The following is a 19,051-nucleotide window of genomic DNA, read 5'->3' as shown; positions in this document are numbered from 1 at the left end:
AGCTGGTGACGTCCGGGCGGACCCGGAACTCCCAGCGACCACACCCGGCGCGCTCCCCTCGCTTGCCTCTTGGCACGAGGGGTTTTTTGTTGCACAGGATCCAGGCGTAAAAACCAGCACACCGTACAAACCTCGCAAAAACCCTCAGCATCGAGAAGAGAATGACGATGACCGAGCAGGCCACCGGGGCCCACCATCCGCAGCCGCGGCCCCGATCCGGAGGACAGCAGTCCGCCCCCGAGCACGTCACGGGCGCGCAGTCCCTCATCCGCTCTCTCGAGGAGGTCGGCGCCGAGACGGTATTCGGCATCCCCGGCGGTGCGATCCTGCCCGCGTACGACCCGCTGATGGACTCCCGGCGGGTGCGCCACGTCCTGGTCCGCCACGAGCAGGGCGCCGGCCACGCGGCCACCGGCTACGCGCAGGCCACCGGCAAGGTCGGCGTCTGCATGGCGACCTCCGGACCCGGCGCCACCAACCTGGTGACCCCGATCGCCGACGCGCACATGGACTCGGTGCCGCTCGTGGCGATCACCGGCCAGGTCGCGTCCAAGGCGATCGGCACGGACGCCTTCCAGGAGGCGGACATCGTCGGCATCACCATGCCGATCACCAAGCACAACTTCCTCGTCACCAAGGCCGAGGACATCCCGCGCGTGATCGCGCAGGCGTTCCACATCGCCTCCACCGGCCGCCCCGGCCCGGTCCTGGTCGACATCGCCAAGGACGCCCTCCAGGCGAAAACCACCTTCTCCTGGCCGCCCGTCATGGACCTGCCCGGCTACCGGCCCGTCACCAAGCCGCACGCCAAGCAGATCCGCGAAGCCGCGAAGCTCATCACCAGCGCCAAGCGGCCCGTCCTCTACGTCGGCGGCGGTGTCCTCAAGGCACACGCCACCGCCGAGCTCAAGGTTCTCGCCGAGCTCACCGGAGCGCCCGTCACCACCACCCTGATGGCGCTCGGCGCGTTCCCCGACAGCCACCCGCTGCACGTGGGAATGCCGGGCATGCACGGTGCGGTCACCGCCGTCACCGCGCTGCAGAAGGCCGACCTGATCGTCGCCCTCGGAGCCCGCTTCGACGACCGCGTCACCGGCAAGCTGGACAGCTTCGCCCCGTACGCCAAGATCGTCCACGCCGACATCGACCCGGCCGAGATCGGCAAGAACCGGGCCGCGGACGTGCCGATCGTCGGTGACGCGCGCGAGGTCATCGCCGACCTGATCCAGGCGGTGCAGAAGGAGCACAGCGAGGGTCACCAGGGCGACTACAGCGCCTGGTGGAAGGACCTCAACCGCTGGCGCGACACCTACCCGCTGGGCTACGACCACCCCACCAACGGCACGCTCTCCCCGCAGCAGGTCATCGAGCGCATCGGGCAGCTCGCGCCGGAGGGCACCATCTTCGCCGCGGGCGTCGGCCAGCACCAGATGTGGGCCGCGCACTACATCCAGTACGAGAAGCCCGCGACCTGGCTGAACTCCGGCGGCGCCGGGACGATGGGCTACGCGGTCCCGGCCGCGATGGGCGCCAAGGCCGGAGCGCCGGACAAGGCGGTCTGGGCGATCGACGGCGACGGCTGCTTCCAGATGACCAACCAGGAACTCACCACCTGCGCCCTGAACAACATCCCCATCAAGGTCGCGGTCATCAACAACGGCGCCCTCGGGATGGTCCGCCAGTGGCAGACCCTCTTCTACAACCAGCGGTACTCCAACACCGTGCTGCACTCCGGGCCCGACGACGTCAACCCCGAGGCCCGCGGCACCCGCGTCCCCGACTTCGTCAAGCTGTCGGAGGCCATGGGCTGCCACGCGATCCGCTGCGAGTCCCCGGACGAGCTCGACAAGGCCATCGAAGAGGCGAACTCCATCAACGACCGCCCGGTCGTCATCGACTTCATCGTCCACGAGGACGCGATGGTCTGGCCGATGGTCGCCGCCGGCACCTCCAACGACGAGATCATGGCCGCCCGGGACGTCCGCCCCGACTTCGGCGACAACGAAGACGACTGAGCGAGAGAGACGTAAAAGATCATGTCCAAGCACACGCTCTCCGTCCTGGTGGAGAACAAGCCGGGCATCCTGGCCCGGATCGCCGCGCTGTTCTCCCGCCGCGGCTTCAACATCGACTCGCTCGCCGTGGGGGTCACCGAGCACGCCGACATCTCCCGCATCACGATCGTGGTGAGCGTCGACGCGCTGCCGCTGGAGCAGGTCACCAAGCAGCTCAACAAGCTCGTCGAGGTGCTCAAGATCGTCGAGCTGGAGCCGTCGCACGCCGTCCAGCGCGAACTCGTTCTGGTGAAGGTGCGCGCCGACAACGAGACGCGCTCGCAGATCGTCGAGATCGTCCAGCTGTTCCGCGCCAAGACCGTCGACGTCTCCCCGGAGGCCGTCACCATCGAGGCCACCGGCGGCAGCGACAAGCTGGAGGCGATGCTGAAGATGCTGGAGCCGTTCGGCATCAAGGAGCTCGTCCAGTCCGGCACGATCGCCATCGGCCGCGGCGCCCGCTCGATCACGGACCGCTCGCTGCGCGCCCTCGACCGTTCCGCGTGACGCGGCTCCGGGCGGCCGGGTGACACCGGCCGCCCGTATACCGAGACCCCGAGACCTCACCTCAGCCCGCCGTCATACGGTGGGACGCACCATCTGCACTCAAGGAGAGAACCCAAAGTGGCCGAGCTGTTCTACGACGCCGACGCCGACCTGTCCATCATCCAGGGCCGCAAGGTCGCGGTCATCGGTTACGGCAGCCAGGGCCACGCCCACGCGCTGTCGCTGCGCGACTCGGGTGTGGACGTCCGCGTGGGTCTGCACGAGGGCTCGAAGTCCAAGGCCAAGGCCGAGGAGCAGGGCCTGCGCGTGGTGACCCCGTCGGAGGCCGCCGCCGAGGCCGACGTCATCATGATCCTGGTGCCGGACCCGATCCAGGCCCAGGTCTACGAGGAGTCCATCAAGGACAACCTCAACGACGGCGACGCGCTGTTCTTCGGCCACGGTCTGAACATCCGCTTCGACTTCATCAAGCCCCCGGCCGGCGTCGACGTCTGCATGGTCGCCCCGAAGGGCCCGGGCCACCTGGTCCGCCGTCAGTACGAGGAGGGCCGCGGCGTTCCGTGTATCGCGGCCGTCGAGCAGGACGCCACGGGCAACGCCTTCCCGCTGGCCCTGTCGTACGCCAAGGGCATCGGCGGCACCCGCGCGGGCGTCATCAAGACGACCTTCACCGAGGAGACCGAGACCGACCTCTTCGGCGAGCAGGCCGTTCTCTGCGGTGGTACGGCCGCGCTGGTCAAGGCCGGCTTCGAGACGCTGACCGAGGCGGGCTACCAGCCGGAGATCGCGTACTTCGAGTGCCTGCACGAGCTGAAGCTCATCGTGGACCTCATGTACGAGGGCGGCCTGGAGAAGATGCGCTGGTCGGTCTCCGAGACCGCCGAGTGGGGCGACTACGTCACCGGCCCGCGGATCATCACCGACGCCACCAAGGCCGAGATGAAGAAGGTCCTCGCCGAGATCCAGGACGGCACCTTCGCGCGTGAGTGGATGGCCGAGTACCACGGCGGTCTGAAGAAGTACAACGAGTACAAGCAGCAGGACTCCGAGCACCTCCTGGAGACCACCGGCAAGCAGCTGCGCAAGCTGATGAGCTGGGTGAACGAGGAGGCGTGAGCCTCGGGCCCGAGGGGCCGGGGCGAGCGGCCCCGGCCCCTTCGGCCACCTCGGACGACACCCCGGTCCAGAGCGGCCCGAGGCGTTGTCCACCCCGTCCACCCACGGACGGGTGATACTTCCGTAGCGGCGCGGAGCGACGTCGGCGGCGCCACTACACTGCTGCACTAATACGCGTCAGGCCCACAGCGTCGTGCGTCTTCCACGCGGCTACAGCGACACCGGGAACGAAACCCGCACTTCCCCGGCGCCGCTCCCTCCACCGCCTGCGGCCGTCGGGACGGCCGACCGCACTGGACTTGTGAGGACTCACGTGAGCTCGAAACCTGTCGTACTCATCGCTGAAGAGCTGTCGCCCGCGACCGTCGACGCGCTTGGCCCCGACTTCGAGATCCGGCACTGCAACGGCGCCGACCGCGCCGAGCTGCTGCCCGCCATCGCCGACGTCGACGCGATCCTGATCCGCTCGGCCACCAAGGTCGACGCCGAGGCGATCGCCGCCGCGAACAAGCTGAAGGTCGTCGCGCGAGCCGGCGTCGGCCTGGACAACGTGGACGTCTCCGCCGCCACCAAGGCCGGCGTGATGGTCGTCAACGCCCCGACCTCCAACATCGTCACCGCCGCCGAGCTGGCCTGCGGTCTGCTGCTCGCCACCGCGCGCCACATCCCGCAGGCCAACACCGCGCTGAAGAACGGCGAGTGGAAGCGCAGCAAGTACACGGGCGTCGAGCTGGCCGAGAAGACCCTCGGTGTCGTCGGCCTCGGCCGCATCGGCGCGCTGGTCGCGCAGCGCATGTCCGCGTTCGGCATGAAGGTCGTCGCCTACGACCCCTACGTGCAGCCCGCGCGGGCCGCGCAGATGGGCGTCAAGGTGCTGTCGCTCGACGAGCTGCTCGAGGTCTCCGACTTCATCACCGTGCACCTGCCCAAGACCCCCGAGACCCTCGGTCTCATCGGCGACGAGGCCCTGCACAAGGTCAAGCCGAGCGTGCGCATCGTCAACGCCGCGCGCGGTGGGATCGTCGACGAGGCGGCGCTGTTCTCGGCGCTGAAGGAGGGCCGGGTCGCCGGTGCCGGCCTCGACGTGTACGCGAAGGAGCCCTGCACGGACTCCCCGCTCTTCGAGCTCGACGAGGTCGTGTGCACCCCGCACCTCGGCGCCTCCACCGACGAGGCCCAGGAGAAGGCCGGCATCGCCGTCGCCCGCTCCGTGCGCCTCGCCCTCGCCGGTGAGCTGGTCCCCGACGCGGTGAACGTCCAGGGCGGCGTCATCGCCGAGGACGTCAAGCCGGGTCTGCCGCTCGCCGAGCGCCTGGGCCGGATCTTCACCGCGCTCGCCGGTGAGGTCGCGGTCCGCCTCGACGTCGAGGTCTACGGCGAGATCACCCAGCACGACGTGAAGGTGCTGGAGCTGTCCGCGCTCAAGGGTGTCTTCGAGGACGTCGTCGACGAGACCGTGTCGTACGTCAACGCCCCGCTGTTCGCACAGGAGCGTGGCGTCGAGGTGCGGCTGACGACCAGCTCGGAGTCGGCCGACCACCGCAACGTCGTGACCGTGCGCGGCACGCTCGGCAACGGCGAGGAGGTCGCGGTCTCCGGCACGCTGGCCGGCCCGAAGAACCTCCAGAAGATCGTGGCCGTCGGCGACTACGACGTCGACCTGGCGCTCGCCGACCACATGGTCGTCCTCAAGTACGAGGACCGTCCCGGTGTCGTCGGCACCGTGGGCCGCGTCTTCGGCGAGGCGGGCATCAACATCGCCGGGATGCAGGTGTCCCGCTCGGTCGCCGGTGGCGAGGCGCTGGCCGTGCTGACCGTGGACGACACGGTGCCGCCGGCGGTGCTGACCGAGCTGGAGACGGAGATCGGCGCGACCTCGGCTCGTGCGGTGAACCTGGTCTGAGGTCGCGGCCGGTACTGGGGGCGCCCGCCCCCAGACCCCGCTTCGGCCCTGACGGGGCCTCGTCCTCACACGCCGGACGGGTTGAGCTTGCTCGGCTCGTCCGGCGTTTCGCATGCCTGCGGCCGGACCTCGACGCCCCGCAGCGTCACCGCCGCCAGTCCCGCGGCCGCCGCGAGGACCACCGCTCCCGCGATCGCCGCCCCGGACATCCCGCTGGTGAACGCCTCCCGCGCCACGGTCGCCAGTCCCGGCACCCGGTCGGCGACGGCCAGCGCCCCGCCCAGCGTCTCGCGGGCCCCGTCCGGGGCCGTGCCCGGCATCTCGTGGCGGTAGACGGCCGTACCGATCGAGCCGAGCACCGCCATCCCCAGCGCCCCGCCGAACTCCGCGCCGGTCTCCATCAGCGAGGACGCGCTGCCGGCCCGCTCCACCGGGGCGGTGCCCAGGGCGAGGTCCATGATCTGGGACATCACGGTGACGCCACCGGCGGCGAGGACCCCGCAGGAGACCAGCACCAGCGCCATCGAGTCCGTCCCGGCGAGGGACAGCAGCGCGAAGCCGCCCGCGGAGACCGCGAAGCCCGCGGTGACGATGTGTGCGCGGGCCACCCCCCGCTGGACGAGAGCGGTCGCGACCGGCGCCGCCGCACCGATGGGGACGGACGGCAAAAGCGCCCACAGGGCCGCCTCCAGCGCGCTCTTGTCGAGGACCGACTGGAGGTACTGGGTGGTGAAGTAGGTCGACCCCATGATCCCGAACGCCGAGACCAGGTTCAGGGCGACGGACGGCGCGAAGCCGCGGCCACGGAACAGGGCTGGGTCGATCATGGGTGAGGCGATGGTGCGCTGGCGGTGCACGAAGAGGGCCGCGAAGAGCAGGCCGACGGTGATCGCGACGACGTAGCGGACGTTCCAGCCCTCCGAGGGGAGCTCCTTGAGGCCGTAGACCACGGGGAGCACGGCGGCCATCGACAGCGGGACGCTCGGCCAGTCGAAGCGGCCGGGGGCGGGGTTCCTCGACTCGGGGAGGAGCGCCGGGCCGAGGACCAGCAGCAGGACCATGGCGGGCAGGTTGACCAGGAAGACCGAGCCCCACCAGAAGTACTCGACCAGCACACCGCTGAGCACCGAGCCCAGCGCGATCCCGGCGGTCATCACGCCGGACCACATGCCGATCGCCTTCGCGCGCTGGCCGGGATCGGTGAACATCGTGCGCAGCAGCGCCATGGTCGACGGCATCAGGGTGGCGCCGCCGATGCCGAGGACCGCGCGGGCCGCGATCAGGGTCTCGGCGCTGTTCGCGTACGCCGCGACCAGCGAGGCGGTGCCGAAGGCGGCGGCGCCGATCAGCAGGAGTCTGCGGTGGCCGATGCGGTCGCCGAGCGAGCCCATCGTCATCAGCAGGCCGGCCAGCGCGAACGCGTAGATGTCGAAGATCCACAGTTGCTGGGTGCCGGTCGGCTCCAGCTCGGCGCTGATCGAGGGGATCGCGAAGTAGAGGACGGAGACGTCCATCGAGACCAGCAGCAGCGGGAGCATCAGCACGGTGAGCGCTGTCCATTCGCGGCGTCCGGCGCGTGGGGTGGTGCTCGTCGGGTTCGTCATGCCGAGGAATGTACGGGCGTCTTAAACGTTTGTCTAGAACGACCGTATGGGACGGTCGTATGGGACGGTCGTATGGGACGGCTGTATGGACACGGGGTAGGGTGGCCGGCATGGGACACCGCGAGGATCTGCTGGAAGGCGCCAAGCGCTGCCTGCTGGCGAAGGGGTTCGTGCGCACGACCGCGCGCGACATCGTCAAGGAGTCGGGGACCAACCTGGCCTCGATCGGCTACCACTACGGCTCGAAGGACAAGCTCCTCGCGGAGGCCTACATCGCCCTGGTGGGCGAGGTGTCCGACGACTGGGAGGTCTCCGACGCCCTGGAGTCCGGCACGGGTGCCGCGCCGGGCTCGATCGAGCGTTTCCAGGAGGTCTGGGCGAGCATCATCCGCAGCCTGCGGCAGCCCGACTCCATGTGGCACCTCAGCATGGAGATCATCGCCATGGGCGACCAACTGCCCGAGGTGCGCGATCACTTGGCGCACGCTCAGCGCGAGGCCGCGCGCGGGATCATCCCGCTGTTCATGGGGGGCCGCGAGGAGGACGTCAAGGAGGAGGACGTCGACTCCGTCGGGCAGCTCTACAACACCCTGATGACCGGCCTCATCGCCCAGTGGACCTTCGACCCGAGGACCGCGCCCACCGCGGAGCAGCTCACCGAGGGACTGCGCCGGGTCGTCGACGGGCTCGGCCGGGGCTGATCCGCCCGTCCCGCATCCCGATCACCCGGTCCGCGAAGAGCGGCCGGTGCAGGTGCCGAGGGTGACGGTCCCGCCGTCCGGCTCACCGGCCCTGGCCCGCCGGACGTCCGTACGCGGTGCGGCGGTCAACGGCCGGCCCGCTGCATGATGGGGGCATGATCACGGTTCATCTGACGTACGAGATCGACGCCGACAAGATCGAGGACTTCGAGGAGTACGGTCGCCGCTGGGTGGGGCTCGTCAACCGTTTCGGCGGGACGCACCACGGCTACTTCCTGCCGAGCGAGGGCGACAGCGACATCGCCTACGCCCTCTTCTCGTTCCCCAGCCTCGCCGCCTACGAGCGATACCGCACGGACAGCGCGTCCGATCCGGAGTGCCAGGACGCCTTTGAACTGGCGCGCCGCACACGCTGCATCAAGCGGTACGAACGCCGCTTCCTCCGTCCGCTCGACGGGGTCTAGTCGTGCCGTCCGGACGGCACGACTAGAGCCGCGCCCCCTTCAGCGCCATGTGCAGCAGCAGTCGGTCCTCGCCGTCGTCCAGGTCGAGGCCCGTCAGCTGCTCGACCCGGGACAGGCGGTAGTAGAGCGTCTGCCGGTGGATGCCCAGCTCCGCCGCCGTGCGGCCGGCCTGGCCCGCGCAGTCGAGGTAGGTCTCGGCGGTGCGGGCGAGTTCACGGTGGGCGGGGGAGAGCAGGGGGCGTACGGCGGGGTCGTGGGCGGAGTCCGGGGGGAGCGCGGTCAGGAGGCGGTACGGGCCGATGCGCGACCACTGGGCGACCGGGCCGAGCGCCGGTTCCGCGAGCGCCGCGCGGGCCGCCGCCGAGGCCTCCCGCCAGGACGCCGCGAGATCGGTGAGACCGGTGCGGGCCTCTCCCACACCGGCCGCGCGGGCACCCTCCCCGAGCAGCCGCTGCGCCGCCGTCAGCGCCGGGGCGGGCACCTCCGGCGAGCGCAGCCGGACCAGGACCGCCAGACTCTGCGCGGTCGCACCCCAGGGGACGGTGCACAGCGCGGTCGCGTGCGGCACCGTACGCGCGGACGGGGCGTCGTCCGGGTCGGCGGACGGCCAGGGCGCGACGCACACCACCGCGTGCGGGCCGTCGCCGCGCGGGCCGAGGGCCGCGTGCAGCGCCGCCACCGCCATCTCGCCCCGCCAGCCCCGCTCGGCGGTCAGCACCGCCCGCAGCTCCCGGCTCAGGTCGGCCCCGTGCTGGGCCTCGTCGGCGAGCAGCGCGCCGATCCGGACCGTCACCTCCATCGCGGCGGCGAGCTGGGCGTCGGTGGGGCCGGGCTCGGACTCCAGCAGCCAGACGTAGCCGAGGACGACACCCCGATGGCGTACGGGAAGACAGATCCGGCCGCGGTACACGCCCGCCTCCGGTGTCGGCGGGATGCGGACGGGGGCGGTCGCCCGGGTGATGCCGAAGCCCTCGAACCAGGTCCGGACGGCGGCCGTCGAGCGGCGGGTCAGGATCGAACGGGTGCGCACCGGGTCCAGCGCCGAGGGGTCGAGGTCGCCCTCACTGTCGTACGCCCCGAAGGCGATCAGCTCGAAGTCACGGTTCTCCAGGGTCGCGGGAACCCCGAGGAGCTCGGAGATCTCGTCGACCAGCTCCTGGTAGTCACCGGCTCGGCGGAAGGACGAGGCGTCGGCTGTCACTCCGGCATTCTCCCGCACAACCCCGGCTCTTCATACATCTGTCTGAGATCTGCGGCACGGATGCGTGACAGCTGTCGATGGCCGACGATCGGAGGGATCCTTAGGTTTCACGGTGGTTCTATCTGCTGGTTTGTGGAGGTGCCCCGTGCTGGGTCCCGTGATTCTTGCCGCGTCGCGCAGCGACCGGATGCGACGTCTGATCTCGGCGGCCCCGGTGACCAGGCAGGTCGTCGACCGCTTCATCCCGGGCGAGACGGTCGACGACATCGTGCCGATCGTCAGGGACCTCACCGACCGGGGTCTGGAGCTGACGATGGACGTCGTCGGCGAGGACATCACCACCCCGGAGCAGGCCGAGGCCGCCCGCGACGCCTACCTGGAGCTCGTCGAGCGGCTGGGTGAGCTGGAGCTGGGCACCCGCGCCGAGATGTCGGTCAAGCTGTCGATGTTCGGCCAGGCGCTGCCCGGCGGCCACGGGCTGGCCCTCGCCAACGTGCGCCCCGTCGTCGAGGCCGCCGCCGCCATCGGTACGACGGTGACGCTGGACGCCGAGGACCACACCACCCTCGACTCGATGTTCGCCATCCACGAGGAGCTGCGGAAGGACTTCCCGCAGACCGGCTGCGTCATCCAGGCCTACCTCTTCCGCACCGAGGCCGACGCCCGCCGCCTCGCCGACGCCGGCAGCCGGGTGCGGCTGGTGAAGGGCGCCTACAAGGAGCCCGCCGAGGTCGCCTACCAGCAGAAGCACGAGATCGACAAGGCGTACGTCCGTGTCCTGCGCACGCTCATGGAGGGCGCCGGGTACCCGATGGTCGGCTCCCACGACCCGCGCCTGATCTCCATCGCGCAGGAACTCGCCCGCAAGGCCGGGCGCAAGCTCGACGAGTACGAGTTCCAGATGCTGTACGGCATCCGCGGCGACGAGCATCTGCGGCTCGCCGCCGAGGGCCACCGCATGCGCGTCTACACCGCCTACGGCACGGACTGGTACGGCTACTTCATGCGCAGGCTCGCGGAGAAGCCGGCGAACCTGCGCTTCTTCGTCCGCAGCATGGCCACCCGGGGCTGAGACATGACGCACGCGCAGAGATTTTCCTGCCGGGGGTCCGGGGGTCGTCCCCCGGGAAGGCGCAGCATGCGCAGGCTGGCGGAGAAGCCGGCGAACCTCCTCTTCTTCGTCCGCTCGACCCTCACCAAGGGCTGACCCGAACACCCGCTCACGTACAAGGAGTTACGGATCCCATGGACGCTGTGACCCAGGTCCCCACCCCCGTCAACGAGCCGGTGCACGGCTACGCCCCCGGCTCGCCCGAGCGCGCCCGTCTCGAGGTCAAGCTGAAGGAGCTGGCCGAGAACCCGATCGACCTGCCGATGACCATCGGCGGCGAGAAGCGGATGGGCGGCGGTGAGGCCTTCCAGGTCGTGCAGCCGCACAACCACAAGGCGGTGCTGGGCACCTACCGCAACGCCACGCAGGCGGACGCCCAGGACGCCATCGACGCGGCCCTCGCCGCCGCGCCCGCCTGGCGTGCGATGTCCTTCGACGACCGGGCCGCGATCATCCTGCGCGCCGCCGAACTCCTCGCCGGCCCCTGGCGCGAGACGCTGGCCGCCTCCACCATGCTCGGCCAGTCCAAGACCGCCCAGCAGGCCGAGATCGACACCCCCTGCGAGCTCGTCGACTTCTGGCGCTTCAACGTCAAGTACGCCCGCGACCTGCTCGCCGAGCAGCCCCCGGCGAACTCCCCGGGCGTCTGGAACCGCCTGGACCACCGCCCGCTGGAGGGCTTCGTCTACGCGATCACACCGTTCAACTTCACGGCGATCGCGGGCAACCTGCCGACCGCGCCCGCGCTGATGGGCAACGTCGTCGTCTGGAAGCCGTCCCCGACCCAGACCCACGCGGCCGTCCTGCTCATGCAGCTCCTGGAGGAGGCGGGCCTGCCCAAGGGCGTCATCAACCTCGTCACCGGCGACGGCATCGAGGTCTCCAAGGTCGCCCTGGAGCACCGGGATCTGGCGGGCATCCACTTCACCGGCTCGACCAAGACCTTCCAGTACCTGTGGAAGACGGTCGGCAACAACATCGAGAAGTACCGCTCCTACCCGCGCCTGGTCGGCGAGACCGGCGGCAAGGACTTCGTCGTCGCCCACCCGAGCGCGGACAAGGCGATCCTGAAGACCGCCCTGACCCGCGGCGCCTTCGAGTACCAGGGCCAGAAGTGCTCGGCGACCTCCCGGGCGTACATCCCCGCCTCCATCTGGAACTCCGGTTTCAAGGAGGAGTTCGCCGCCGAGGTCGACTACCTGACCATGGGCGACGTGACCGACCTGTCCAACTTCCTCGGCGCGGTCATCGACGAGCGCGCGTTCGCCAAGAACAAGGCGGCCATCGAGCGCGCCAAGGCGGACCCCACCTGCACGATCGTCGCGGGCGGCTCCTACGACGACTCGGTGGGCTGGTTCGTGCGCCCCACGGTCGTGGAGTGCAGCGACCCGGAGAACGAGGTCTTCACCACCGAGTACTTCGGCCCGTTCCTCGCCGTGTACGTCTACGAGGACGACCAGTACGACGAGATGCTGACCCAGATGGAGTCCGTCTCCGACTACGCCCTGACCGGCTCGGTCATCGCCGGTGACCGCGCGGCGGCGGCGTACACGATGGAGAAGCTGCGGTACGCGGCCGGCAACTTCTACATCAACGACAAGTCCACCGGCGCCGTCGTCGGCCAGCAGCCCTTCGGCGGCGGCCGCGCCTCCGGCACCAACGACAAGGCGGGCGCCCCGCAGAACCTGATGCGCTGGACCCTGACCCGCGCCATCAAGGAAACGCTGGTCCCACCGACCGACTACGCCTACCCGCACATGGGCTGACGGCTCGGCAGACAGTCTGCGGGGCCGGGTAATCCACTCGGCCCCGCACGCCGTCGCGGGCACACTTGGCCGCAAGGCTCAGGCTTTCGCTCGCACCAGGATCTTTCCCGTGTTCCCGCCTCGCAGCATCGTCAGGAACGCCTCCACGATCGAGCCGAAACCGTCCACCACCGTCTCGTCCGGTGTGAGTGCGCCGCTGCGGAGGTGGGGTACGGCGAAGTCGTACAGCTCGTCCTGGAGGTCGCGGTGGTCGCTGACCAGGAAGCCCTCGATGCGTAGGCGCTTTTCCACCACGTCGGCGTGGTTGAAGACGACCGGGGGCGCGTCCGGGGTGTTGTACTGGCTCACCGTGCCGACGCGGACCACGCGGCCGTGGTTCCGGAGGGCGCCGATCGCCGCGGCCAGGTGGTCGCCGCCGACGTTGTCGACGGCGAGGTCGACACCGGTCGGGGCGGCCGCGGTGAGCAGGTCGGACACCGGGCCCGTGTGGTAGTCGAACGCCGCGTCGTAGCCGACCCGTTCGGTCAGGTACCGCACCTTCTCCGCGGAGCCCGCGCTGCCGATCAGCCTGCCCGCGCCCAGCAGCCGGGCGAACCGGCCCGTGGCGGTGCCCACCCCGCCGGCCGCGGCCGAGACGAAGACGTCCTCGCCCTCCCGCAGGCGTGCGACGCGGGTGAGACCCACGTACGCCGTCAGGCCCGTGCCGCCCAGCACGCTCAGGTGGGCGGAGAGGGGCACCCCCTCGTACCGGGGCAGAATCCTGGCCTCCCGTGGGGTCACCAGGGAGTGGGTGCGCCAGCCCTGGCGGTGGAAGACGATCTCGCCCTCGGGCAGCCCCGGGTCCCGCGAGGCTGTGATCCGGCCCAGCGCGCGGCCCTCCAGCGGGGCGTTCAACGCGAAGTCGCCGTCCATCATCTCGCGGTGGTAGGGGTCGACCGACCAGTACAGGTTCTCCACCAGCGCGGTGCCGGGGGCGGGGGAGGGGAGCGGGGACTCCACGAAGGCGAAGTGGTCGGCGGAGGGGAACCCCGTCGGGCGGGCGGTCTGGTGCACGGCGAGCGCGGTGTCGGTCATGGACGGGACCGTACGGAGGAATGCCGCACCGCAGCAGAGGGTTGCCCTCATGCAACGCACGCGTCCATGAGCTTTCGCTCATAGCAGCAGGTGGGGGACCCGAGGAATGAACCTGACCGTCGATCTCGCGCCCCGGGAACTGCGTACCCTCGTCGCCGTCGCCGAGGAGGGCGGGTTCTCGGCCGCCGCCGACCGGCTCGGCACCACCCAGTCCGCCGTCTCGCACGCCGTACGCGGCATCGAACGCAAGCTCGGGGTCGTGCTGTTCGAGCGCGGACGGCACGGCGCCCGGCCCACTCCGGCCGGGGCGCGGGCGGTCGCGCACGGCCGCCGGGTGCTGCGTCTGCTGGAGACGCTTGTCAGGGAGACCCGCGCCGCGCAGTCCCAGGAGGTCGCCGGACCGCTGCGGATCGCCGCGTTCCGCAGCGCCGCCCTGTACCTCCTCCCGCCCGTCCTCGAACGCCTCACCGCACGGCACCCCGCGATCGAGCCCACCGTCACCGTCGTGCGGGAGGTCGGGCCCGGGGCGGCCGGGGAGGTGGCCGAGGGGCGGGCCGACCTCGGGATCGCCACCTTCGGCACCAGTCACCCGATCCCGCCGGAACTCGTCGGGGACGTGCTCGTCGAGGAGCCGTACTCGCTGGTGCACCCCGCCGGTCACCCCGCCCCGCGCTCCCTGCCGCTGGTCGACTGGCGCGAGAACTGCTCCTCCCACACCCGCACCTGGTGGGCGGCCCAGGACTGGATCCCCGCCGCGACCGTCCGTGCCGAGGACGACGGGGCGGTGCTGTCGATGGTGGGCAGCGGCCTGGGCATGGCGATCATGCCCGCGCTGTCCCTCGGCGGGGCGCCCGCCGGTCTGGAGATCACCGACCTCGGGTCGGACCGCCCGACCCGTCGCGTCGGCTATGTCACCACCCCCGAACTCGCGGCCGGTGCCGCCGTCCGAGCCCTGGTCCGTGAGCTGCGCGCTCATGCGAAAGTGCAGGTCAGCGGCGTGTGACCCAGTGCACTGTCTCAGATAGTAGGAAGTCCGAGTAATTGTGGAGACAGACCGGCCCTCCTCCCTTAGCTTTGTAGGAGCCGAACGTCTCGCTCGATCAAGCGAATGGCGGTCGTGAGCCGGGCCCGATGCAGGCAACCCCTGCGGCCCCCGCTCCCCGCCCCTTTCCGGCGTCTCGCAATCCCCTTCCGCACTCCATGAATTCGAAGGAGTCGATTTCTCATGGCCGAGACGACCGCCCGCCGACGAGTCCGTCACCTCTCCCGTACGAGCGAGTCCGACCGCAAGCAGGCCGCGGCCGCCCTCCAGCGCGCCCTCGACCGCCGCGACAACGGCGGCTCGACCGGCCACTGAGGCCGCACGCGCCGCCCCGCACGCACCGCCCGCACGGCCCCAGCGCCTGACGCACCCCCACCCCTGTACCGGGAGCCGCGCCCGACGGGGTGCGGCGCGGACTCACCCTCCGCGCCGCACCTCGAAATGGTCGATCCGCTCGCCGTTCTGCGCCAGCGCCGACACCTCCAGCCTCGGCGTGCCACCGCTGACCGCCTCCACCCTGAGCAGGGAGAAGCCCCGGTAGCGCACCCGCGACCACTCCACGGTCTCGGCGTCCGCGGCCCGTGACCTCGTCCACCGGAAGGTGTCCACGGACTCGGCGTCGCGCACATGCCCCTCGTAGCTCTCCTTCACCCCCGCCGGAAAGCCGTACAGGTCCTTGCCGCCGCCGCCCGCGGTGACGTACACGGTCCCGTCCCGCGTCGGGTCGGTGGACCCGCCGATGGGGACCCGCCTGCCGACGGTGCCGTCCTTGATGGCGTCGGTGCGCTCGTAGACGTGGTTGTGCCCGTTGATCACCAGGTCCACCTGGTGCTTGGCGAACAGCGGCAGCCACTCCTCGCGCACCCCGCCGTCCGAGGCGTGGGAGGAGGTCGAGTACGCGCAGTGGTGGAAGAAGACCACCACGAAGTCCACCGCGCCCCGCAGTTCACCGAGCTTGTCGTCCAGCCAGGCCGTCTGCCTGCCGCCCGTGTAGCCGAGGTTGGCGGGGATCTCGTACGACACGTCGTTGGCGTCCAGCGCCACGAAGCCGACGTTGCCGTAGGTGAACGCGTACACGCCCGGCGCCGCGCGCGGGTCGAAGCCGCTGTCCGGGAGGGACCAGCGGGCGAGCTGACCGCCGTAGCCGTCGGGGGAGTACCAGGCCTCCATGTCGTGGTTGCCCGTCGTCACCATCCACGGCACCGAGCGCGCGACCTCCTCGTTCTGCTTCAGGAACAGGTCCCAGTAGCCCGGGTCGTAGCCGTCGGTCTTCTCGCCCCGGCCGTTGACGTTCGCGTAGCAGATGTCGCCCGCGTGGAGGTGGAAGGCCGGGTCCTGGCGCAGGATGACGTCGTCGCCCGCGGCCGCCGCCTTGCTGACGCCCTGGTCGCCGAAGGCCGTGAAGACGAACCTCTCGGCGCTCGCCGGGGCGGTGCGGAAGGACGCGATCGTCGAGCGGTGCGCGGCGGCGGCCGGGTCGAGGCCGTCATGGCCGACGCCGTAGTAGTACGTGGTGCCGGGGCGCAGGCCGTCCAGGGCGGCATGCAGGTAGTACTGGTCGAGTGCAGGGCGGACGCCCGTCACGCCAGGGGTGTGCAGATCGCGGACCTCGGCCTCGATCCGGCGGCCCAGGTCGTCGGGGCGGGTGCCGACGCGGACGAACGGCCTGCGCACCGCGAGCGGGACCTGCCAGGAGATCCGCATCTGCGTCCTCGGGTCGGCACCGAGGGCGAGGTGGCGGCCGAAGGGGGCGACGACCGAGCCGTGCACCCCGGCGGCGGGGGAGGCGGAGGCGCGCGTGCTCCGCGACGGGGAACCGTCGCCCGCGCAGCCGGTCAGCAGGCCGCCCGCCACCGCGCCGGCGGTCACCAGGGTGCGACGCCGGGTCAGCTTGGTGCGCAGGTACTCGTACTGCTCGGCCATGCTCATCCGGCGTGCGAGCCGCGGCGGGATGCCGACGTCGGGAAGGTCCATGACGGTGAAGTTCCCAGCGCACCCCAACAGCCTCGATACGTACGGGTGAACGCCGGTCGAAGGGCTGACGCCCAGGTGTACCTGGCTGTCCGTATGGCGGACGTGTCGTGTCATCCCATGGGACGCGGAGTAGGGTGCCGACATGTCTCGCAGCATCAATCTCGCAGTGATTCCCGGTGACGGCATCGGCCAGGAGGTCGTGGCCGAAGGCCTGAAGGTCCTCTCCGCCGTCCTTCCGCAGGATGTGAAGCTGGAGACGAAGGAGTACGACTTCGGCGCCCGGCGCTACCACGCCACCGGTGAGACCCTCACCGACGCCGACGCGGAGGCGCTGAAGCAGCACGACGCGATCCTCCTCGGTGCCATCGGCGACCCGTCGGTCCCCTCCGGCGTCCTGGAGCGCGGCTTCCTGCTCAAGCTCCGCTTCCTGTTCGACCACCACGTCAACCTGCGGCCGAGCAAGCTGCTGCCGGGTGTGGAGACTCCCCTCAAGGGCGAGCCCGCCATCGACTTCGTGGTGGTCCGCGAGGGCACCGAGGGCCCGTACACCGGCAACGGCGGCACCATCCGCAAGGGCACCCCGCACGAGGTCGCCACCGAGGTCTCCGTGAACACGGCCTTCGGTGTCGAGCGTGTCGTGCGCGACGCCTTCGCCCGTGCCCAGGCCCGCCCCCGCAAGAAGATCACGCTGGTCCACAAGAACAACGTGCTGTCCTTCGCGGGCCACCTGTGGACGAACGTCTTCAACAAGGTGGCCGAGGAGTTCCCCGAGGTCACCACCGACTACATCCACGTGGACGCGGCGACCATCTACCTGGTCACCGACCCGGGCCGGTTCGACGTCATCGTCACCGACAACCTCTTCGGCGACATCATCACCGACCTCGCCGCGGCCGTCTCCGGCGGCATCGGCGTCGCGGCGAGCGGCAACATCAACCCCAGCCGCGAGTTCCCGTCGATGTTCGAGCCCGTCCACGGCTCGGCCCCCGACATCGCCGGCCAGGGCAAGGCCGACCCCACCGCCACGGTCCTGTCCGTCGCGCTGCTCCTGCGCCACCTCGGCTACGAGGCCGAGGCCGCCCGGATCGACGAGGCGGTCTCCGCCGACCTCGCCGAGCGCACCGGCAAGCCCGCCCGCAGCACGTCCGAGATCGGTGACGCGCTCGCCGTACGAGTAGCCGGCTGACCCGCGGCACTCACAGCACACTCGAAGCCGCCGGGTCGCAACCGCACCCGGCGGCTTTCCTTATGTCCCCGCCGGGTGCCACCATCATCCCCTGGGTCGCATTCACGCTGTTTTCGTCCACGGCACCCCGCGCGCGATAATCGAACGCGGAGCCGCGGAATGAGGGAATGCTCGGACGTCCTAGCACTGGCAACTGACAGTAACGGGGCGTGAGCGCGGCCCGTCACTACACAACCGGTGAAGGACAACCACTCATGACGACGCCCACGATCGAGCTCAAGCCCTCAGCCTCGCCACTTTCCGACGCCGAGCGCGCCGCGATCCTGGCGAACCCCGGGTTCGGCCGCCACTTCACCGACCACATGGTCGTCATCAAGTGGACCGAGGGCCGCGGCTGGCACGACGGTCAGCTCGTGCCGTACGCCCCGCTCCAGCTCGACCCCGCCACGATGGTCCTGCACTACGCCCAGGAGATCTTCGAGGGCCTCAAGGCGTACCGCCAGCCCGACGGGACCGTCGCCACCTTCCGGCCCGAGAAGAACGCCGAGCGCTTCCAGCGCTCCGCCCACCGGCTCGGCATGCCCGAGCTGCCGGTCGAGACGTTCATCGAGGCCTGCGACGCGCTCGTCCGGCAGGACCAGGGCTGGGTCCCGGCGCACGGCGGCGAGGAGTCCCTCTACCTGCGCCCGTTCATGATCGCCACCGAGGTTGGCCTGGGCGTCAAGCCGGCCAACGAGTACCTCTTCATCGTCATCGCCTCCCCGGCCGGCGCCTACTTCCCCGGCGGCGTCAAGCCGGTCTCCATCTGGCTCTCCGAGGACCGCGTCCGCGCCGTCCCCGGCGGCATGGGCGACGCGAAGACCGGCGGCAACTACGCCGCCTCCCTCCTCGCCCAGGCCGAGGCCGCCGCCAAGGGCTGCGACCAGGTCTGCTACCTCGACGCGGTCGAGCACCGGTGGATCGAGGAACTCGGCGGCATGAACCTGTACTTCGTGTACGGCGACAAAATCGTCACGCCCTCGCTGACCGGCTCGATCCTGGAGGGCGTGACCCGCGACTCCCTCCTCCAGGTCGCCCGTGACCTCGGCTACGAGGCCGAGGAGGGCCGCGTCTCCATCGACCAGTGGCAGCGCGACGCCGAGAACGGCAGCCTGACCGAGGTCTTCGCCTGCGGCACCGCCGCCGTGATCACCCCGGTCGGCACCGTCAAGCGCGCGAACGCCGAGTGGCGGCAGAGCGGCGGCGAGCCCGGCGAGGTCACCCTGAGGCTCCGCCAGGCCCTCCTGGACATCCAGCGCGGCACGGCCGAGGACAAGCACGGCTGGATGCACCAGCTGGGCTAGTCCTG

Annotated in this window: 16 protein-coding genes; 12 read left to right on the top strand and 4 right to left on the bottom strand. The window is 70.6% G+C overall.

All coding sequences use genetic code 11. The features are described from left to right. The first annotated feature begins 161 nt into the window (after nt 1–161). The 4 genes from ACH41F_RS28580 (at nt 162) to serA (ending at nt 5,580) form a co-directional block, all read left to right on the top strand. Nucleotides 162–2,015, top strand: a complete 1,854-nt coding sequence (locus ACH41F_RS28580) for an acetolactate synthase large subunit (RefSeq protein WP_391232572.1) — start codon at nt 162–164, stop codon at nt 2,013–2,015. A 21-nt stretch (nt 2,016–2,036) separates the two neighbouring features. Next, nucleotides 2,037–2,561 carry an acetolactate synthase small subunit gene (ilvN, locus tag ACH41F_RS28575; protein WP_391232571.1) on the top strand — a complete coding sequence of 175 codons (525 nt, stop codon included), beginning with the start codon at nt 2,037–2,039 and terminating at the stop codon, nt 2,559–2,561. A 117-nt stretch (nt 2,562–2,678) separates the two neighbouring features. Continuing rightward, nucleotides 2,679–3,677, top strand: a complete 999-nt coding sequence (ilvC, locus tag ACH41F_RS28570) for a ketol-acid reductoisomerase (RefSeq protein ID WP_391232570.1) — start codon at nt 2,679–2,681, stop codon at nt 3,675–3,677. 313 nt (nt 3,678–3,990) lie between these two features. Continuing rightward, nucleotides 3,991–5,580, top strand: coding sequence for a phosphoglycerate dehydrogenase (gene serA, locus ACH41F_RS28565; protein WP_391232569.1), 1,590 nt, complete (start codon nt 3,991–3,993; stop codon nt 5,578–5,580). A gap of 65 nt (nt 5,581–5,645) precedes the next feature. Here the strand turns inward: serA and ACH41F_RS28560 are convergent, their stop codons facing one another. Then, the gene (locus tag ACH41F_RS28560) at nt 5,646–7,184 is read right to left on the bottom strand and encodes an MFS transporter (RefSeq protein WP_398838065.1); all 1,539 of its coding nucleotides are present in this window, start codon (nt 7,182–7,184) and stop codon (nt 5,646–5,648) included. Between the two features lie 110 nt (nt 7,185–7,294). Between ACH41F_RS28560 and ACH41F_RS28555 the strand changes: the two genes are divergently transcribed. Beyond that, nucleotides 7,295–7,885, top strand: coding sequence for a TetR/AcrR family transcriptional regulator (locus tag ACH41F_RS28555; RefSeq protein WP_398838063.1), 591 nt, complete (start codon nt 7,295–7,297; stop codon nt 7,883–7,885). 155 nt (nt 7,886–8,040) lie between these two features. Beyond that, a complete protein-coding gene (locus tag ACH41F_RS28550) occupies nt 8,041–8,349 on the top strand; it encodes an NIPSNAP family protein (protein ID WP_391232566.1) in 309 nt (102 codons plus the stop codon). A gap of 22 nt (nt 8,350–8,371) precedes the next feature. Here the strand turns inward: ACH41F_RS28550 and ACH41F_RS28545 are convergent, their stop codons facing one another. Then, complete coding sequence (locus ACH41F_RS28545) at nt 8,372–9,568, bottom strand: helix-turn-helix domain-containing protein (RefSeq protein ID WP_391232565.1); 1,197 nt, start codon at nt 9,566–9,568, stop codon at nt 8,372–8,374. Between the two features lie 127 nt (nt 9,569–9,695). Between ACH41F_RS28545 and ACH41F_RS28540 the strand changes: the two genes are divergently transcribed. Next, nucleotides 9,696–10,622, top strand: a complete 927-nt coding sequence (locus tag ACH41F_RS28540; RefSeq protein WP_398838060.1) for a proline dehydrogenase family protein — start codon at nt 9,696–9,698, stop codon at nt 10,620–10,622. 173 nt (nt 10,623–10,795) lie between these two features. Next, nucleotides 10,796–12,427 (top strand): L-glutamate gamma-semialdehyde dehydrogenase, encoded by a 1,632-nt coding sequence (pruA, locus tag ACH41F_RS28535; protein ID WP_391232563.1) that lies wholly within the window; start codon nt 10,796–10,798, stop codon nt 12,425–12,427. A gap of 78 nt (nt 12,428–12,505) precedes the next feature. Here the strand turns inward: pruA and ACH41F_RS28530 are convergent, their stop codons facing one another. Next, nucleotides 12,506–13,501: a zinc-binding dehydrogenase gene (locus ACH41F_RS28530; protein WP_391232562.1), complete on the bottom strand. Its 996-nt coding sequence runs from the start codon at nt 13,499–13,501 to the stop codon at nt 12,506–12,508. 106 nt (nt 13,502–13,607) lie between these two features. On the opposite strand from ACH41F_RS28530, the gene ACH41F_RS28525 reads away from it, so the two are divergent. Continuing rightward, nucleotides 13,608–14,504, top strand: a complete 897-nt coding sequence (locus ACH41F_RS28525; RefSeq protein WP_398838058.1) for a LysR family transcriptional regulator — start codon at nt 13,608–13,610, stop codon at nt 14,502–14,504. 222 nt (nt 14,505–14,726) lie between these two features. Further along, nucleotides 14,727–14,858 carry a hypothetical protein gene (locus ACH41F_RS28520; protein WP_391232560.1) on the top strand — a complete coding sequence of 44 codons (132 nt, stop codon included), beginning with the start codon at nt 14,727–14,729 and terminating at the stop codon, nt 14,856–14,858. Between the two features lie 102 nt (nt 14,859–14,960). On the opposite strand, the gene ACH41F_RS28515 is transcribed toward ACH41F_RS28520, so the two are convergent. Beyond that, a complete protein-coding gene (locus ACH41F_RS28515) occupies nt 14,961–16,517 on the bottom strand; it encodes a purple acid phosphatase family protein (protein ID WP_398838057.1) in 1,557 nt (518 codons plus the stop codon). A gap of 142 nt (nt 16,518–16,659) precedes the next feature. Here ACH41F_RS28515 and ACH41F_RS28510 point away from each other — a divergent pair, with 142 nt between their 5' ends. After that, nucleotides 16,660–17,703 carry a 3-isopropylmalate dehydrogenase gene (locus tag ACH41F_RS28510; RefSeq protein ID WP_391232558.1) on the top strand — a complete coding sequence of 348 codons (1,044 nt, stop codon included), beginning with the start codon at nt 16,660–16,662 and terminating at the stop codon, nt 17,701–17,703. A 254-nt stretch (nt 17,704–17,957) separates the two neighbouring features. Continuing rightward, nucleotides 17,958–19,046 carry a branched-chain amino acid aminotransferase gene (locus ACH41F_RS28505; protein WP_398838055.1) on the top strand — a complete coding sequence of 363 codons (1,089 nt, stop codon included), beginning with the start codon at nt 17,958–17,960 and terminating at the stop codon, nt 19,044–19,046. Nucleotides 19,047–19,051: the final 5 nt, after the last annotated feature.

Origin of the sequence: Streptomyces sp. NPDC020489 (assembly GCF_044386545.1) — a bacterium.
GTDB lineage: Bacteria > Actinomycetota > Actinomycetes > Streptomycetales > Streptomycetaceae > Streptomyces.
Note: the sequence above shows the minus strand (reverse complement) of the source record. Positions and strands in the feature narration are given on the sequence as shown.

Coding starts and splice junctions, on each gene's coding strand:
- ACH41F_RS28580 (WP_391232572.1), top strand. CDS start 162: ATGACGATGACCGAGCAGGCCACCGGGGCCCACCATCCGCAGCCGCGG.
- ACH41F_RS28515 (WP_398838057.1), bottom strand. CDS start 16,517: ATGGACCTTCCCGACGTCGGCATCCCGCCGCGGCTCGCACGCCGGATG.
- ACH41F_RS28550 (WP_391232566.1), top strand. CDS start 8,041: ATGATCACGGTTCATCTGACGTACGAGATCGACGCCGACAAGATCGAG.
- ACH41F_RS28520 (WP_391232560.1), top strand. CDS start 14,727: ATGGCCGAGACGACCGCCCGCCGACGAGTCCGTCACCTCTCCCGTACG.
- ACH41F_RS28510 (WP_391232558.1), top strand. CDS start 16,660: ATGTCTCGCAGCATCAATCTCGCAGTGATTCCCGGTGACGGCATCGGC.
- pruA (WP_391232563.1), top strand. CDS start 10,796: ATGGACGCTGTGACCCAGGTCCCCACCCCCGTCAACGAGCCGGTGCAC.
- ACH41F_RS28525 (WP_398838058.1), top strand. CDS start 13,608: ATGAACCTGACCGTCGATCTCGCGCCCCGGGAACTGCGTACCCTCGTC.
- ilvN (WP_391232571.1), top strand. CDS start 2,037: ATGTCCAAGCACACGCTCTCCGTCCTGGTGGAGAACAAGCCGGGCATC.
- ACH41F_RS28505 (WP_398838055.1), top strand. CDS start 17,958: ATGACGACGCCCACGATCGAGCTCAAGCCCTCAGCCTCGCCACTTTCC.
- ACH41F_RS28530 (WP_391232562.1), bottom strand. CDS start 13,501: ATGACCGACACCGCGCTCGCCGTGCACCAGACCGCCCGCCCGACGGGG.
- ACH41F_RS28560 (WP_398838065.1), bottom strand. CDS start 7,184: ATGACGAACCCGACGAGCACCACCCCACGCGCCGGACGCCGCGAATGG.
- ACH41F_RS28555 (WP_398838063.1), top strand. CDS start 7,295: ATGGGACACCGCGAGGATCTGCTGGAAGGCGCCAAGCGCTGCCTGCTG.